The sequence below is a fragment of the Propionispira arboris genome (assembly GCF_900109225.1).
Taxonomy (GTDB): domain Bacteria; phylum Bacillota; class Negativicutes; order Selenomonadales; family Selenomonadaceae; genus Propionispira; species Propionispira arboris.
Window position 1 is genome coordinate 12,434 of sequence record NZ_FNZK01000009.1, and the last position, 15,760, is coordinate 28,193.

At 36.8% G+C, this 15,760-nt stretch carries 15 protein-coding genes, 1 pseudogene and 1 riboswitch; of the genes and pseudogenes, 15 read left to right on the top strand and 1 reads right to left on the bottom strand.

The annotated features are described in order from the left end of the window. Window positions 1-59 precede the first annotated feature (59 nt). The 15 genes and pseudogenes from BMY14_RS09965 (at window position 60) to BMY14_RS10035 (ending at window position 15,015) form a co-directional block, all read left to right on the top strand. Window positions 60-530, top strand: a complete 471-nt coding sequence (locus tag BMY14_RS09965) for a hypothetical protein (protein WP_091831353.1) — start codon at window positions 60-62, stop codon at window positions 528-530. Window positions 531-949: 419 nt separating this feature from the next. Next, window positions 950-1,174: a hypothetical protein gene (locus BMY14_RS09970; protein WP_091831355.1), complete on the top strand. Its 225-nt coding sequence runs from the start codon at window positions 950-952 to the stop codon at window positions 1,172-1,174. 110 nt (window positions 1,175-1,284) lie between these two features. After that, a complete protein-coding gene (locus tag BMY14_RS09975; RefSeq protein WP_218144895.1) occupies window positions 1,285-2,148 on the top strand; it encodes a TolB-like translocation protein in 864 nt (287 codons plus the stop codon). A gap of 16 nt (window positions 2,149-2,164) precedes the next feature. After that, the gene (locus BMY14_RS09980; RefSeq protein ID WP_091831359.1) at window positions 2,165-3,100 is read left to right on the top strand and encodes a hypothetical protein; all 936 of its coding nucleotides are present in this window, start codon (window positions 2,165-2,167) and stop codon (window positions 3,098-3,100) included. A gap of 114 nt (window positions 3,101-3,214) precedes the next feature. Further along, the gene (locus tag BMY14_RS09985) at window positions 3,215-3,406 is read left to right on the top strand and encodes a hypothetical protein (RefSeq protein ID WP_091831361.1); all 192 of its coding nucleotides are present in this window, start codon (window positions 3,215-3,217) and stop codon (window positions 3,404-3,406) included. 261 nt (window positions 3,407-3,667) lie between these two features. Next, complete coding sequence (locus BMY14_RS09990; RefSeq protein ID WP_177177545.1) at window positions 3,668-4,474, top strand: hypothetical protein; 807 nt, start codon at window positions 3,668-3,670, stop codon at window positions 4,472-4,474. Window positions 4,475-4,483: 9 nt separating this feature from the next. After that, window positions 4,484-5,308 carry a carcinine hydrolase/isopenicillin-N N-acyltransferase family protein gene (locus tag BMY14_RS09995; protein WP_143063159.1) on the top strand — a complete coding sequence of 275 codons (825 nt, stop codon included), beginning with the start codon at window positions 4,484-4,486 and terminating at the stop codon, window positions 5,306-5,308. 273 nt (window positions 5,309-5,581) lie between these two features. Continuing rightward, window positions 5,582-5,833: pseudogene (locus BMY14_RS10000) on the top strand (winged helix-turn-helix transcriptional regulator); the annotation flags it as partial. Between the two features lie 621 nt (window positions 5,834-6,454). Beyond that, window positions 6,455-6,636, top strand: a riboswitch (cobalamin riboswitch). 609 nt (window positions 6,637-7,245) lie between these two features. Then, the gene (locus BMY14_RS10005; RefSeq protein ID WP_091831367.1) at window positions 7,246-8,187 is read left to right on the top strand and encodes a sirohydrochlorin cobaltochelatase; all 942 of its coding nucleotides are present in this window, start codon (window positions 7,246-7,248) and stop codon (window positions 8,185-8,187) included. Window positions 8,188-8,484: 297 nt separating this feature from the next. Beyond that, window positions 8,485-9,828 carry an MATE family efflux transporter gene (locus BMY14_RS10010; RefSeq protein ID WP_091831369.1) on the top strand — a complete coding sequence of 448 codons (1,344 nt, stop codon included), beginning with the start codon at window positions 8,485-8,487 and terminating at the stop codon, window positions 9,826-9,828. Between the two features lie 67 nt (window positions 9,829-9,895). Next, complete coding sequence (gene nikB / locus BMY14_RS10015) at window positions 9,896-10,840, top strand: nickel ABC transporter permease (RefSeq protein ID WP_091831371.1); 945 nt, start codon at window positions 9,896-9,898, stop codon at window positions 10,838-10,840. Next, entirely contained in the window at window positions 10,841-11,662 is an 822-nt protein-coding gene (gene nikC, locus BMY14_RS10020) for a nickel transporter permease (protein ID WP_091831373.1), read from the top strand. Window positions 11,663-11,753: 91 nt separating this feature from the next. Next, window positions 11,754-13,262: an ABC transporter substrate-binding protein gene (locus BMY14_RS10025; RefSeq protein WP_425438919.1), complete on the top strand. Its 1,509-nt coding sequence runs from the start codon at window positions 11,754-11,756 to the stop codon at window positions 13,260-13,262. A gap of 21 nt (window positions 13,263-13,283) precedes the next feature. Next, window positions 13,284-14,072: an ABC transporter ATP-binding protein gene (locus BMY14_RS10030; protein WP_091831378.1), complete on the top strand. Its 789-nt coding sequence runs from the start codon at window positions 13,284-13,286 to the stop codon at window positions 14,070-14,072. Then, a complete protein-coding gene (locus tag BMY14_RS10035; RefSeq protein ID WP_091831380.1) occupies window positions 14,062-15,015 on the top strand; it encodes an ABC transporter ATP-binding protein in 954 nt (317 codons plus the stop codon). The genes BMY14_RS10030 and BMY14_RS10035 overlap by 11 nt, the downstream gene beginning before the upstream one ends. Window positions 15,016-15,358: 343 nt before the next feature. Here BMY14_RS10035 and BMY14_RS10040 read toward each other — a convergent pair whose 3' ends face one another. After that, window positions 15,359-15,736 (bottom strand): helix-turn-helix domain-containing protein, encoded by a 378-nt coding sequence (locus tag BMY14_RS10040; protein WP_091831382.1) that lies wholly within the window; start codon window positions 15,734-15,736, stop codon window positions 15,359-15,361. Window positions 15,737-15,760: the final 24 nt, after the last annotated feature.

Consider the following 15,760-nt stretch of genomic DNA (forward strand, 5'->3'; position numbering starts at 1 on the left):
TTTGAAACGAATTTTCATAACGTTTTGTGCCTTGAACGCAGCGAAAGGCGTGAATATATATGATAGAATTATCTATAAGTTATATAAATAACGAATTGGTAGTATATGGTACAGTAATAGTAATCCTTTATTTGGGAATGAAATTGCATATATCATGGATTGATGTAGGTAAGAAGATTACAAGAAAAAGATTTTTTTGTCGATGGATAATGTGTTTACTTATAGATATAATCGTATATTTGATTATTGTATTTTCAAAGCTATTTGAAGTCAATAATATTTTAGTCTATGACTTAATGAGAAATCTTGCGGCAATATTGATAATTTTGTATGAGCTTTTAGCAATTAGCAGTATCATACAACGATGTCGTTGCATGATATATTCTAGATTTTTTATGATAGTTATAATGCTATTTTGGGTTTTCAATGATTTTTTTAAAGCTTTCGTTAACCCTGTTGCATTAATGATAATTTTAGCAATGGGCATGATTCCAAATAAAGATAATACCAAGGAGTATCATCAAAAATAGATTTTATTTTAGCTTGATAAGTGAGGTCAATGGATGTGAAAATCTATTGACCTCGTTTCTTCATCTTTATCAGGGCTCGATAAAAAGGATTGATAATACCTTCCATGGAGCTACGGGGAAAGACGGCAAAAAGTAAGCGATGTCAGCCGTGGCAGTACCAGCATGCAGCAAAACAGTATTTTAATCCAGAATCATGCACCAAATGTACCACATGTTCATGTGGAAATATTGGATGAAGCAAGTAATATTTTGGTCAACAATCATATATAAGAAAAAATATAAGGTTAGGTGAAGGCGGAATATGGTATGCAAAATAGTAATGCGGAAGAAATAGCAATAAATTTTATAAATAGGTTAAAAAGTTACTTTGGGAGTAGAGTGGATGAATTTTAATCTTAAAAACAGAGAGATATCATTGTGTGACAGTACTATTAATTTATAATCAAGGTGCGTCTTATCAAAAATATGTTTTGTGGCAGAGAAACTGTACAACTTTTGTTACGGATATGTTGACACGAGCTTTGCCTGAAGGAGATACGCGAGTTGGTACATTAAAATTAGTACTTGCTCCACATGATGCGGCAACTATTTTAGATCAGGACGTGCAGGGCCATGGTGGTGACTTAGTAAAAGAAAAGTTGTAGAGGTGTTTTTATTGACTAGTAAATGGATTGCCTATTTGTCAGTTTTTGTTAGTATTTTAATAGTTTTAAGTAGTATGTACTATTACTATAATTGGAAGCATGGTGCATATATGGATATTGAGGGCACTCTATTATTGCCAATTAATTATAATGAAAAAACGACAAATAAAAAAGCAGGTATTTATCAGATATCCACATTGGCGGAAATATCTGATAAACCATACTTTAGTGATGAGAGGTATGAAAAATATGCATATCCTTTTATCATTGGGGGAGATTTTATATGTGTTGCTAAGAATAAAGAAACTGGAGATAATGTCTTGCTTAGAGTCGAGAATGGTCATATTAGTGAGATGATGAATTCTAATAAATCAATTTATTTTCCTGTTGTATCTCCTGACTTAAATACGATTTGGTATCTTCAATCTGAGGACAATGATAATAAAACAGATCGGATAACTTCCTTGTGGAAATATAATCGAATAAATGGAATGAAAGAAAAGTTATTTGATGATCGCATTGATTTTTCATCTGGCATATTAGTAGCTCCTGATGAGTCAATCATTTTTGTTCAACAATCCGGCAAACTAGATGGGCATTCTGAAATTATCCAGATATCTAATATAGGAGAGAAAAGAGTTTTGCTTTCTAAGGCGCATTTTCCATCATGGTATGAGAAGGGTAAAAGTATTCTTTTTAAAAGTGGAAATCAAATTAATGTGTTTATTTTAAAAAGTGGAGAAACTATAAGTATGGGAAGCGATGATCGATGGTGGGATTACCCCCCTGCTGTTAGTCCAGATAAAAAGCATTTGGCGGTAGTTGAATATGCACGAATTCAGCTTTTGGGTGGTGAACGGGATCACCGGCTGAAAGTAATATCTATTGATGGAAAGGTTGAGCATGAATTAACATTTTTGCAGAATGGTGGCATCAAGCCATGGGGAATAAATGTATCTTGGTTAAGTAATTAGAGATAGGGGTGAAGATGTGAAACAAATTATGCTAATATTGTTTTTTGTAATTAATTTATTGTGTAACTATAGCTGGGAAAATGGTGCATTTATGAACATTCAGGGGACTCTATTAGTACCAATTAATTTTGATACAATAGCTAAAGCGGAAAAATCAGGATTTTATGAAATTATTCTTCCAAAGGGGACAGTGGATAGACTTTATTTTAGTGATGATCGGTATGAAAAATATATGTATCCATCTATGAAAAAAGAAAATTTTTTTTGTGTCGCTAAAAAGAAAGAAACAGGAGAATTTGTTTTACTTAAAGTAAGAGAAGGAGAAGTAAGTGAATTGATGAATTCCGATAAAGAAATTCATTTTCCTGTAGTATCAGAGGATTTAAACTCGATTTGGTACCTTAACTATGAAAAAAATGAGAACAAGATAGCCTCTAAAAATTCAGAGTGGAATATAATTTCTTTATGGAAATATAACCGAAAAACAGGGACGAAAGAAAAACTATTCGACGATCATATCAATTTTTCATCCGCAATATTAGTCACTCCAGATGATTCAATCATCTTAACTCAAAATTCAGATGAAGTAGATGGGTATTCTAAAATTATTCTGGTATCTCCTACAGGAGATATAAATGTTTTACTAGCCCAAGCAAATTCACCTGCTTGGTATGAAGCTGGGAAGAGCATTCTTTATCGAGATGTAAAAAAACAAATTAATAAGTATGATTTAGAAACTGGAGAAATCACAAATCTTGGAAGTGATAATCGGTGGTGGTATTCATCAGTGGTTAGTCCGGATAAAAAATATCTAGTGATTAATGATTATGCATTGTTATATGTATTTGGTGGGGAAAGAGATAATCAATTAAAAGTGATATCTGTTGATGGGAAGGTAGAATGTGCGATTAAATTCGCAAAGCGGACAAGCGATATAATGTGGTTAAAGTGAATTTGTAAATGAAGCGAAAAAATGTGAAAAAAGAGAATGTAGAGCAATGTAAGTGTGTCAAATTATTTAAAAATATTATATGAATGAAGATAAGCGAGAAAGGGGGTATGGATCATGAAGAATGAACAAAATGAATTGGACTCTACTTGTGGTGTATCAGATGATGAGCTTACAAAAAGATTTAGTGAGGCAGTTCGAATTGAAAATGAAATCAAAACGATTAAAGGGTTACCAATATCAAAATATGACCATGAAAAGAAGGCCCCTTATATCCAATACCCTGACGGGAACAGAGAATATGCATAAGTATTAGATAAATCGAAAGATATCAAGCCTATTTTCCTTGCAGAAGATAGGACGTTTTATTTTGTGACATTGTTAAATCCATATATGTTTACTGGTGAGATTCCATATTTTTTGAAATTTTGAATATATTAAAAATTTGGCAGGAATATTAGATTATTTGTGTAAATGTAACATTGTAAATAGTAAAAGATAACACAGGGAGTTGTTTTATTTTATTACGGCAAGACGTGTATGATAATCGACTATAAAAAGAGGAGTGTTATGATGGAATTTTACACAGGACGTTTACCTGCTGGGTTTAAGTATGTAGGACAAGACAATTACTGCATTTATGATTTGGAAGCTGAAAAGCAAACGCCGTATTCATACTTATATTCAGATAGTGCTACATCTTGCATTATCGTTATTGCTATCGGCGAAAGTATGGAAACAGGTCACAAGACAGTATGCATGGCTCATTTGAGCAGACTGCAGCGTTTTGATGCTTTTTTTCAGCTTGTGACCAAAACCCTAAAACAGGGAATTTGTTTATATGCTCAGGGCGCTAATCCGGTGAGTGATAGTACAACGCAAACTTCTACGCAAAATGTGATCATTTTAATGCAAAATCTTCAGTCAATTATCAATGCCAATAGTGCATACATTGCAACCCTAAGTATATCTGTCGGGCAAGGAAATCCTAATTGTGGCTGGGGCACATACGGCGTCAATGTAGATGCAGCATCAGCAGATTATCTGCAACCGACTAACCGCTATTATGAATTAAGTAACACGGATCGCTGCACAGCACAAGGGGTACAAACGCTTTTTTGTGTGTATGGGCTTAAAACTATGAATATTTATCCAGAACAGTTATATATCTTGCATAATACAGATGAGCTGGAGTTTCCGAAAAATGAGATTAAAACTCTTGTAGATCGGGCAATTGCTGATGATTTTACGCAGATCTGCGACATGACGGATGATGAAATTTTAACCAAGTATTCTTCTACACCGCAGTATGAGGCTGCATGGTTCTGTGCGACTATGCGTGAAGCGGCGGAGTTTGCCAATAATTATTATAAATAAGGAGGCAAGATGATGTGTACAATTGGTGCAGTATATGATGGGAACTCTATGATTAGTTTTAAACAATGTGATTTGACAGATACGACTAATTTTTTAAAACCTGAAATTTTGCAAGGTGAAGATGATATTCAATATGTTAAATTTGGTAGGGAAAATACTAATGGATTATGGGCAGGGCTTAATAATTACGGTGTATCTTTTGTGGCTGCTGATTCATATTTGACAGGAATGGATAATCACAGAGGGCATCATACGAATCCTAAATCGGCATCAGAAGATATTTTTACAAAGTATCGGGAAATTGTTTCAAACTACAAAACAGCAAAAGAGGCTGCTGATGCAATGGTTGATTTTTATACGAATGAATTTAAAGATCCAGATATTTTATTAATTAGCGATGCCAGCGAACGATATTTTATTGAAGCTTATAATGGTGAAGTAATTAACGTTAAGCTTGCTGATACCGATACTGCCAATTATTTTGCGTCAACCAATCATTTTCGGTATATCCACGGTGGAACTACTTTTCCAGAAAATCACAGCACATATCTCAGACTGCAGCGGGCGGAAAGCATTTTGCAGCAGAATCCTAGCCAGGCTGGTGTTGAGAATGTACTGCAAGATCAATATTATGGTTCATCGGTGCTTTCAATCTGTAGGGAAAGTACAATATGTCCCCGGGGGGAAGCTGCGTTTAATACCATGGCATCCGTTATTATGGTTGTACATAATGCGGAAATAAAGTTTGGCTATCAAATTAACGGCAATCCCAGAAACAATGCATATACTTGGGTGACATGCCCTTTTAATAATGGTTATGGTGTAAAATTTTGACAGGATGATAGGATTTTTATCCTTTTGTACGTGAAGTGCAGAAAGAGGGAGCCTATATGTTCCTAATTGCTATTACGGAAGATTTATTGCTAACATTTATATATTTTACGAAAAAAACACTTTCATATAGCGGCATGGCCGTAATGGGGGTGCTTTTTTTTGCGCAATGTACCTTTTATGGTCATTGTTTAAAGTTTAATTATATGGGATACTTCTATTAGATTTGAGTATTTTATATAAACCAAACATAGGGATCGAAATGGAGACGTAACATTAGCTAATTTGGAACGTCAAATACAGGGTATTAATCAGAAAATGTTAATTGAGCAATTAAAGGAATTAACAGAGTATGGCATTGTAAAATGTACAGAATATGAAGGTTATCCGTTGAGGGTAGAATATTCAATAACGCCTGAACGGGGAAAGAAAATGTTAGATGCGGTTTTGATTATGCAGGCTATAGGAATTGATTATATGAAAGAAAACGGAATGGCTGATATATTGAAGTGTAAAGGTCTTATATGAGTATACTTACAAAAAAGTGGGTAATTTACAGGAAAGGATTCTATCTCTATAATAAAGAAAAATCTACTAGGAGGTAGCGATCAATATGGAAAATGCTGCATTACTTATCATTGATATTCAAAACATTTATTTTCACTTAAGTGAGCAATCGGCTTATCTTAATTGTATTAACGAATTCGTGTAAATTCTCGTGGATGCATTCGATGGCCTGTGTGTTTCCAAAACATGCCACTGCGCCATGGTAGTAGCCATGCAAGGTCTCCTGTGTATCGAAATAAGCGGTAACAATCGTACTCGTAGAGTCATCAATGGCAATATGCAGTTGGGTTTTTCTGAATCATTTCGCCAAAATAAGCACAGCGAAGCCTCCTGAAATGAACTTATTTCCAGATCGTGCAGTTTCTTGAATGATTTCATATTTAACTCAACTTTCTTCATCGAGTAACCTTAACTTTCAACTAAGAATAAGGCTACAGTATATCATGGGATTTGGGACATAATCAAAAACGGTATAGTAAGACATTATCATATATCGATCACACAAACTCCTAGGGTTTATACTAAATACTTGACAAACCAATATATTAAAGATATCATAATTATGTGTTTTCTAAGAATAACTACATATCGATTGAATTGGGTGTCTGAAAGGACTTAATAGGGAAGTTGGATAAAATGCCAACGCGGTCCCGCCACTGTATTAGGGAGTGAATCCACAAAATGTCACTGAAGCATAAACTTTGGGAAGGCGTGGAGAAACAATGATCTAGAGCCAGGAGAACTGCCCAGTTAACAATCACCGTTAGACCCGCGAGCGATGGGAAGGGGATTTATAGGAATACTACATATTAAGCCTATGAGTCTCGACAAATGTCGAGACTTTTTTGATTTGTGTTTGTGTTTTTATTTATAAACAATAAAGGCCTCTTTTTGCGTGCGCAAAAAGAGGCCTTTTTGTCAGGTTATCGCATTTTGTCGAAAAATTTTTCTTGTTTAACAGCTTTTACAGGAGAAAATTATTCATATATTTTATGCCTTGAAGTACTTACATGTTCCAATTTATATTGGAACATGTAAGTACTTCAAGGAGAGTTAGCAATGTAGCTTTTTATATATTGAGAATAATATGTATATTTCGGAAAATCAATTCAGACTAGTATAGTGGCACATTGATGTTTAACTTTTTATTTTATTGCATCACTTTATATTCTGCCGGTATATGAAAATTTGATTTATTAAAAATTCAATGTGTCAGTACACTAGATGAAGGTGAAATTTACCGAGGCGGTAGTTTTATTTTGATGTTATCCGAGCAATAGTATGTATTTATTTTAGGGAGGAAAAATAATGAAACAAAATCGAGAAAACTGCTTATCCTATTTTTGGCGGGCGTTGCCTTCGTTGGTGTTGGAATGATGACGAGCTATGCAGGTTATAAACTAAATTCAGAGATTAAAGCGGTAACACCAGCTTTAAAACAAGCAACAGAAATTGGCGTTCGTGTTTTTGAAAATTCGGAAATGAAGGATTTAGAAAATAAAGATGCGATTGTGGTAATGAGTTTTGGTACGACCTTCAAGGAATCACGCAAAGTAACAATTGATAAAACAGTAGCGGATATTCAGGCTGCGCATCCGAATACAAAGGTTGTATTGGCATTTACGTCACATATTATCGTTGATCGAATTCAAGCTAAAGAAGGAATTAAAATTCAAATACCGGAAGAAGTTTTAATTGCTTTAAAACAGGACGGATATACTCGTGTAGCTCTTACGTCACTGAATCTGATTCCAGGAATGGAATATGCGTATAATAATGCAATTTTTGACTTATACAAAACCAAATTCAAAAAAATGACATTGGGCACGCCATTGATGTATTGGACAGGACAGGCAAAGCAAAGAGATGATGTTACAGAATTCTTAAATGCACTTAAAACAGACTTTCCTCAAACAGGTAAAACAGATGCTATATTATTGATGCAGCATGGTACATCCCATCCAGGTAATGCTTATTATTCTGTTGTACAGGCTCGTCTTACTGAATTAGAAATGGATAATGTACTGATTTATACGGTTGAAGGATGGCCAAGTTTAGAAACGATTATTCCAAAATTAAAAGCAAAAGGAATTAAACATGTCACATTGCTTCCAGTTATGATGGTTGCCGGAGATCATGCCAACAATGACATGGCAGGTGCAGATCCTGATTCACATAAGTCCATTTTGGAAAAAGAAGGTTTTAAAGTAGATACATATATTCATGGCGTTGGTGAAAATGAAAATGTTCGTAAGCTTTTTGTTGATCGTTCGAATGAATCGTGGAACGCATTGCAAAGTGCAACAATTAAGTAGTAGTTCAAAAAATAAAAATCAATTTTAAAAATTGAGGAACATGAATTAAGTTGTTTGGAAAGACTTAATAGGAAAATTGTGCGTAAAATCAATGCGGTTCCCGGACATTGTATTAGAGGACGAACTAAAAATATGTTAATGGAATGTTGATTGATGTGCAGGGGCTCAGTAGCTGCAAAACAGCATTGTTTGTCTTGACTATTTTGTTAGAGTTTTATCTTTTTATGTATAACTGTAAGGTGATGTTATTTTCTGCTTTAGTAAAAGTTTTTTTTAATTTTGAAAGTGAGGTTTTACATGAAACAAAAGCAAGGGAAACTGTCTTGGGCGGATCATCAAGAATTTTTAAATTTAGCACTACCATTAATGATATTATCATTGGCTACTCCATTGCTTGGTGTTGTAGACACTGCAATTATGGGGCGGCTAGACCAAGCAAGCTATATTGGAGGAATATCCATTGCTGTTTTAATCTTTAATACGTTGTATTGGGTGCTTGGCTTTTTGAGGGTCAGTACCTCTGGTTTTACGGCACAGGCACGGGGGATGAATAAGACCGAAGAACTTACGGCTGCATTTTTTCGTCCCTTGATGATTGCTATTGTATTTGGGGTACTCATTATTGCTTTTCAATATCCAATTAAATATCTTGCGCTTATTATCATGTCACCGAGTGCAGTGGTAGAAGCGACTGCAAGTTCTTATTATGATATTCGTATTTGGGGCGCACCGTTTACTTTGGCGGGGTATGTGGTTACTGGTTGGCTGCTGGGAATGGCAAAGGTGAGAATATCAATGGCTTTACAAATATTGATGAACATCATCAATATGGCTTTATCCTTGTATTTTGTTTTGACATTGCAATTAGCAGGTCAGGGCGTTGCCTATGCTTCGCTTATTTCGGAAGTTGTTATTACTTTGATTGGTGTAGGAATTGTAGTTAGAACAAAAGAATTTGATTGCTCCTTCATAACAAAAAAAATGCTTTTTGCGAAAACTGAATTTCTCAATATGATGTGTGTAAATCGTGATTTGTTTATTCGGACCATTTGTTTATTGGTTGTTTATAATGTCGTCACTTATTACGGTATGCAGTATGGTGAAATTATTCTTGCGGCGAATGCGGTCATTATGCAAATACATTATATGATTGCATATTTTTTAGGCTCGTTTGATAATACAACGACAGTGCTTGTCGGCAGAGCCATTGGGAAAAAGGATACGTGTATGTATTTAAAAACCGTTCAGCTTAGTGTGATTTGGAGTACTTTGACAGCTGCTATTTTAAGTTTAATCATTTTGTTTTTTCCCGAAAACATCATTGCGGTCTTTACGAACATTGTTGAAGTGCAACAGGCAACGGGGGAATATCTATATTGGATGATTATTTTCCCTCTCGTAGTGTATTGGGGCTTGGTGCTTTATGGCTTTTTCCTTGGTGCAACGGACTCTGTACCGATTCGCAATTCTACAGTAGCGTCGTTGTTATTTTTCTTTGTCGTATTGTTTTTGACTGTGCCTTATATTGGCAATCACGGTGTATGGATGGCATTTATTGCGTTTAGCTTAGGCAGAACAATTTTTCTTTGGCCTTATTTATCAAAGCTGACTCGGCGTATGCTACTTATAGGAGATGAATGATCAGAGATAAATTAAAGGTGGGGGTTTAAAGTTTATTTCAAAAAAATAAAATTTAGGAGATGGTGGTTTGAAAAAAAAAGAAATTATGCACAGAGTAATACAACTGATGATTACGCTTGTCGGCGTGACATTCCTGACGTTTTGTCTGACCTATTTGTCACCAGGTGATCCGGTAGAGATGCTGCTCGAAGTAGGAGATACGATTGTCTCGCAAGAAACGATTGCAGAAACTAGGGCGCAGCTTGGCTTGGATAAACCTTTTCATGTGCAGTATATCCGCTGGATTACAGGAATTGCACATGGAGATATGGGATTGTCTTATTCGGCGAAAATGCCAGTAGCTGATCGCCTTTGGCAGTGTTTGCCTGGTACCTTGTCCCTTGCAGTTAGTGCGATCATTATAATGCTGCTCATTTCTGTACCATGTGGAATTATCTCGGCTGTATATAGAAATCATAAAATTGATTATTTCATTCGTGGGCTTTCTTTTTTAGGAATCTCTATGCCGAGCTTTTGGGTAGGGTTAATTTTACTGTATATTTTTGGACTAAAACTCGGCTTGTTTCCTATCGCTGGCGGTGTTGTATCACTAGATCGCATTGTACTTCCTGCGGTGACACTGGCAATTGCAATGTCCGCGAAATACACGCGGCAAGTGCGAACGGCAGTTCTTGAGGAATTAGGACAGGATTATGTGGTTGGTGCGCGTACGAGAGGCATCCCGATGCGAAAAATTTTGTGGCACCATGTACTTCCCAATGCTTGTTTACCGCTTATTACACTTCTGGGGTTGTCCATTGGTTGGCTGCTTGGCGGTGTCGCTGTGATTGAAATGGTTTTTTCTTGGCCGGGGCTTGGCAAAATGGCAGTACATGCGATTGAAATGCGCGATTATCCGTTGGTGCAAGGTTTCGTTCTTTGGATTGCTCTTTTATACATGGGGATTAATCTACTTGTCGATATTTCTTATACCTATTTAGATCCACGGTTGAAAAAGGGAGGGGTGCAGTAAGTGAAAAAATTTTTCAAAGATAAAAATTTATTTGCTTTATATAGTTTATTTGTCCTTTTCATTTTAGGGGCTGCCATATTTGCACCATGGCTTGTACCCTATGATCCGTTTGATGCTGCGATGAAAGACTCTATGCTTGCACCGTCTTTTGAACATTTATTTGGCACGGATAAATTGGGGCGTGATTGTTTGTCACGCATTCTTTTCGGAATGCAAACTTCACTGATGATGACACTGTCGCTGGTGGTTATTATTTCCGGGATTGGGATGATGATCGGTCTTATTTCCGGTTGTTATGGTGGTAAAGTGGATATGGTGTTCATGCGTATTGCAGATATGATGCTTGCCTTCCCGGGTATTGTCCTTGCAATTGCGATTGCAGGTATGATGGGGGGCAATATCTTCAATACCATTCTTGCTTTGGCAGTTGTAAGTTGGACAAAATATGCACGGCTTGCCCGCAGCCTCACACTAAAGTTGCGCGAACGCGATTTTATTGCTGCTGCCATAACGAGTGGAACGCGATTGCGCCAAATCGTATGGCGACATATGTTACCGAACATTTTGCCAACCATTGTTGTAACAGCGGCGATGGATATTGGTACGATGATGATGGAACTTGCAGGACTTTCTTTTCTGGGCTTTGGAGCACAACCCCCGACGCCAGAATGGGGGTTGATGCTCAATGAAGGGCGGCAGCACATACAAACAGCACCATGGCTCATGATTTTCCCGGGGACGGCAATTTTGATTATCGTAACGATATTTAACCTATGGGGGGATAGTCTGAGAGATATCATGGATACACAGAAGATAAATTAATACAAATTATAAAGGAAAAAGGATGGATTTTATGAGAGAATTCAGAAAATTTATAAGTGCAGCACTGGTTATTTGTTTCGTATCAATCTTTATGACGGGTTGCGGTGATAGCAAGAAAGAAGCTGATAAAACGACATTGAAAATCGGTGTAACGAATTTTGCGGATACACTTGAACCAACGGAAAATTATTTTGGCTGGGTTGTTATGCGCTATGGTATGGGGGAAAGTTTAACGAAATTTGATGAAAAGATGAGTGTCGTATCATGGCTAGCGGAAAGCTGGCAAATCAGTGAGGATCATTTGAGTTGGACTTTTAAAATCAGAGACAATGTAAAGTTTTCTAATGGGAAACCATTAACAGCCGAAGCTGTAAAAGCATCGTTGGAAAGAGCTTTCAATAAAAATAAACGTGCAGTAACATTTTTTAAATATACTGAAATCGTAGCCGATGGGCAGAAACTTACCATTCGGACAGCAAAACCAGAGCCCAATATGCCGGGATTTTTGGCAGATCCATTGTTTCTCATTGTAGATGTATCGGCTGAAGCAGATCATAATTTTGCTAAGGAAGGGCCAATTTGTACAGGACCTTACATGTGTCAAAGCTTTGTTAAGGATAAAGCTGTTATGGTAAAAAACCCTTATTATTGGGATGGCGAAGTACCATATGAAAAAGTAGAAATTCCATCTATTGACGATCCGAATACACGTGCTATGGCTCTGCAGTCAGGGGAAATTGATATGGCAGTCAATATTGCCGCTGGCGATATTGGACTTTTTAAAGATGCTTCAAAATTCCGTGTCGATCGTATTTCTTCACTTCGTACGGTACTTGCGCGCATCAATCAAAAAGGTGTTCTGGGTGATCCTAAGGTGCGTGCGGCCTTTATCAGTGCTTGCGACAGAAAATCTTATAATGAAGTTTTGCTGAAAGGAACTTTTATCGAAGGGAAAGCGCCAGTGCCTCCATCTATGGATTATGGCTTTAAGGATCTTGCAGATCCTAATAGTTATAATGTAGAACGTGCAAAACAACTTTTAACAGAGGCTGGCTGGGTAGATACAGATGGTGATGGTATCCTTGAAAAAGATGGAAAAAAGCTTAGTGTAGATTTTGTTGTGTATAACAGTCGTGCAGAATTGCCTCTTTATGCCGAAGCCGTACAATCCGATGCGAAAAAAGTTGGTATAGATGTAAAGATTAAAAATGTAGATTATAACCTTATCGATAAGATGGGAATAAACGGAGAATATGATTGTCTGATTTCCAATATAACTACAGCGAATACTGGTGATCCGGAAATTTTCCTAAGTTGGTATTGGAGAACAAATAAAAATGGTGATAATCCGCAAAATGGTTCAGGATATAGTAGTCCAGTGCTTGATGCAAAATTTGCTGAATTATCTTCGGAATTTGATCAGCAAAAACGCCACCAACTCATCATTGATATTCAGCAAATCCTTATGAATGATGGAGCAGGTCTATTCCTAGGCTATCCAGAGACCAATATCATTAGTTCGACCGCGATTACGGGAGCAAAAATGTATCCATCTGATTATTATTGGCTTACGAACAAGATTAGCCCGGTGAAGAAATGATGTTTAGAAGAGGAGAAGTCCATGTTATTAGAAGTATCTGAACTTTCGATAGCCTATGCGAATGATACAATTGTGAAAAATATGAATTTGTCGCTTGAGGAAGGCGAGGTAGTCGCTATCGTAGGAGAAAGTGGTAGCGGAAAAACAACTGTCATACGTGCAATTCTCGGGTGTCTACCGCATGGAGGGCATATCACTGGTGGAGAGATGTTCTTTGAGGGAAAAAATCTTTTAGAAAACACAGTGGAAGATTGGCGCAAGCTTTGCGGTAGGAAAGCGGCTATGGTTTTTCAAGATAGTGGCAGTATGCTCGATCCAATAAAACGTATTGGCAGCCAGTTTATAGAATATATTTGCGAGCACTCTTCGCTAACGAAAAGCGAAGCGGCAAAGGCGGCAGAAGAAATGCTAAACAAAATGCACTTGCCGCATACCGAAAATCTGATGAAAAGTTATCCGTTCGAGTTAAGTGGCGGTATGCGGCAACGTATCGGTATTGCCATGGCGATGTTTTTTAAGCCGCGTCTTTTACTTGCTGATGAGCCGACTTCGGCCTTGGATGTGACAACGCAGGCGCAGGTTGTCACGGAAATGCTAGAGATTTGCCGTAGAGATCAGACAGCGATTATTCTGGTTACACATAATATCGGTGTTGCAGCCTATATGTCTGAAAAGCTCATTGTCATGCGTTCTGGTAGTATTGTTGAGGCAGGCAAAACGGATGAGATTATCACAAACCCACAGTCACAGTATACAAAAGAGCTCTTAGAAGCCGTACCAGAGATCGGAGGAAAGCGTTATGCCTTTTGAGATGGAAAAAGTTTTAGAAATCTCGCATATTGTGAAGCAATTTTTGGTGCCTGATGGGCGAAGCTTGACAGCTTGTGATGATGTCTCTCTTACCCTTTATAAAGGGGAAACGCTTGGTATTGTTGGTGAGAGCGGCTGCGGAAAAAGTACGCTTGTAAAGACGGTTATGCAATTATATGCGCCGACGGCAGGTGCTATTTATCATAGAGGTGTCGATATCACGAAGCTGAAGGGAGAAGCAGCGCGTCAAAATCGTCAACACATTCAGATGGTATTTCAAGATCCAATGCAGGCGTTTAATCCTAAGATGAAAATCCAAGATATCATTTGTGAACCACTACGCAATTTTGCAATCATTAAGAGAAATCAAGTTGAGGAAAAAGCAAAGGAACTTTTAAGGATTGTTGAATTGTCAGAAGAATTTGCAGAGCGGTATCCGGGAAATATGAGTGGGGGACAACGACAGCGTATTGCGATTGCTAGGGCTCTGGCACTTGAACCCGAGATTCTTGTCTGTGATGAAGCAACGAGTGCGTTGGATGTATCGGTACAGGAAAGAGTCGTTAAGCTTTTAGTCAAGATACAAAAAGAAAAGCAACTTTCTATCATTTTTATCTGCCATGACTTAGCTCTGGTGTCTAAGCTTTGTCATCGCGTTGCGGTCATGTATCTTGGTAATATCGTCGAAATACTGTCTGGAGATGCGATTTTAGAAGCTAAACATCCATATACCAAAGCACTTTTGCGTTCAGTTTTTTCTCTGAAATGTAAAGAAGAAATACAGCTATTAGATGGAGAGGTACCCAGTCCCTTAGACTTGCCACAAGGTTGCCCATTTCAAGATAGATGTGTGGAGTGTAGGGGAATTTGTCGACAAGAAAAGCCTGTTCTTAAATTAAATTCAGATGGTCATAGTATTGCTTGCCATTTGATTTCAGCATAATAATAGGCGAGTTTATAGGATGAAAACATCGACGTATTAATTGATGTGTATAGTTCTAAAAAAATTATTGGTAAATATAAGTCGAGGTTCGTGGAATCGAAAAATTTACAGACATCTCTTGTATTTTAAATGTTTTCTGTTAAGAACCGATAAACAAGGGGCTGTCGCACTAAGCGTATAATCCTAAGAAATATGCAAAAATCATTCTTTTGAGGTGCAACATTGTGCTTATAAAAGAATGAATTGCATATTTATTTGCGGAAATGCTTAGTGCGACAGCCCCTTGTTTTATCGAGCATATGTTTTTTCTATATATTTATAATTGTGATCTTGCCAAGCGGCATTATTTTTTTTGCTCTTTTGTTGGCATGTATTCCGCAAATGTTTTGCGAAATTGAATTTTTGCCCAGATGCGAATTTCAGGATCTGGGTCAGACATTATTTTGTGAAGGACGTCATACATTTCTTTTAAATCAAGATTTTCTGATAATTCATTTTTGTGTAAAGTAGTTTCTCCTGTTAAAATCCAATCTGCAGATACTTCATATTTTTTTGTTATCAATATCAACGTATCATATGATGGAGAAATCTTATCTTTTTCCATTTCGCTTAAATTACCTTGAGAAATCTTGATAGATGTAGCAAATTCCTTTTGGGTCAAGTTATGGGTTTTTCTCAATAATTTTAATCTTTTTCCAATACTATCAATGATATCAGGCATTAATAGAAGGCCTCCTTTTATTTA

Excerpts from the sequence above, each read along its gene's own strand:
- BMY14_RS09990 (WP_177177545.1), top strand. The coding sequence starts at position 3,668 with ATGATGGAATTTTACACAGGACGTTTACCTGCTGGGTTTAAGTATGTA.
- BMY14_RS10040 (WP_091831382.1), bottom strand. The coding sequence starts at position 15,736 with ATGCCTGATATCATTGATAGTATTGGAAAAAGATTAAAATTATTGAGA.
- BMY14_RS09985 (WP_091831361.1), top strand. The coding sequence starts at position 3,215 with ATGAAGAATGAACAAAATGAATTGGACTCTACTTGTGGTGTATCAGAT.
- BMY14_RS10010 (WP_091831369.1), top strand. The coding sequence starts at position 8,485 with ATGAAACAAAAGCAAGGGAAACTGTCTTGGGCGGATCATCAAGAATTT.
- BMY14_RS10005 (WP_091831367.1), top strand. The coding sequence starts at position 7,246 with ATGATGACGAGCTATGCAGGTTATAAACTAAATTCAGAGATTAAAGCG.
- BMY14_RS09965 (WP_091831353.1), top strand. The coding sequence starts at position 60 with ATGATAGAATTATCTATAAGTTATATAAATAACGAATTGGTAGTATAT.
- BMY14_RS09995 (WP_143063159.1), top strand. The coding sequence starts at position 4,484 with ATGATGTGTACAATTGGTGCAGTATATGATGGGAACTCTATGATTAGT.
- BMY14_RS10025 (WP_425438919.1), top strand. The coding sequence starts at position 11,754 with ATGACGGGTTGCGGTGATAGCAAGAAAGAAGCTGATAAAACGACATTG.
- BMY14_RS09975 (WP_218144895.1), top strand. The coding sequence starts at position 1,285 with ATGGATATTGAGGGCACTCTATTATTGCCAATTAATTATAATGAAAAA.
- BMY14_RS10035 (WP_091831380.1), top strand. The coding sequence starts at position 14,062 with ATGCCTTTTGAGATGGAAAAAGTTTTAGAAATCTCGCATATTGTGAAG.
- BMY14_RS10030 (WP_091831378.1), top strand. The coding sequence starts at position 13,284 with ATGTTATTAGAAGTATCTGAACTTTCGATAGCCTATGCGAATGATACA.